Origin of the sequence: Mesorhizobium sp. M8A.F.Ca.ET.218.01.1.1 (assembly GCF_004791165.1) — a bacterium.
Classification (GTDB): Bacteria; Pseudomonadota; Alphaproteobacteria; order Rhizobiales; family Rhizobiaceae; genus Mesorhizobium.
Map to the genome: position 1 here is coordinate 1 of NZ_SRUZ01000075.1, position 376 is coordinate 376.

At 57.7% G+C, this 376-nt stretch carries 1 pseudogene; it reads left to right on the forward strand.

Annotated elements, in window-relative coordinates:
• Window positions 1–201, forward strand: a pseudogene (locus EN861_RS34450) (IS110 family transposase); the annotation flags it as partial.
• Between the last annotated feature and the right edge of the window lie 175 nt (window positions 202–376).

A 376-nucleotide genomic window follows, 5' to 3' on the forward strand; every position in this document is an offset into this window, starting at 1 on the left:
CGGCATGCTCTGCGCAGGGTGGTCTACATGGCAGCGCTCACCGCCAGCCGCTCCAATCCCGTACTCAAAGCCTTCCACCAGCGTCTTATTGCAAACGGTAAGCAACCAAAGGTCGCCATCGTCGCCGCGGCCCGAAAGATTATGACCATCCTCAGCGCCATGCTTCGACACAACCAACCCTGGTATCCAGACAAAGCCTGAAAACACAGTTGCTCATCCGTCGCCTTCGGCGACACCTTCTCCCACAAGGGACCTGTTGCGTAATTGGCTGGTTGTGATTCTCTGAGATGAAAGCTCGGAGGGAATCGCAATGGCGGTGAAGCAGACGGGTCAGTTGAGCTTGGCGGAGGCTTTCCTGGGCAACAGGCTGGCTGGC